The following is a 282-nucleotide window of genomic DNA, read 5'->3' on the forward strand; positions in this document are numbered from 1 at the left end:
ATCAACATCTAACTGTTCACCTGAACTATCTCTTACTGCAAGATTGTCATAATTAATATGCTGTGTTGTGTCACCTTCAATATCAATGACCCAGACAGATTCATCACCAACGGTTACGAAACCACCAAGAACATTACCAGTATCTTTATCAATAATTTCTGCAGAATCTGGTAACCCGGAAATTCTAACTTCATCTAGGTACTCACTTCCGTCAGTATCAGCAACCGAAGCTGTAACTGTAAATGCAGCATCTTGAAGCACATTGAATGTTCCATCTTCATT

The 282-nt window shown here is 38.3% G+C and carries 1 protein-coding gene; it reads right to left on the reverse strand.

Going from position 1 to position 282, the window contains the following annotated elements:
* The coding region (locus AB4512_RS24890; RefSeq protein WP_372176136.1) for a hypothetical protein at window positions 1-282 on the reverse strand (282 nt) is incomplete at both ends.

It is taken from the genome of Vibrio sp. 10N.222.52.B7, assembly GCF_041474275.1.
Lineage (GTDB): Bacteria > Pseudomonadota > Gammaproteobacteria > Enterobacterales > Vibrionaceae > Vibrio > Vibrio crassostreae_C.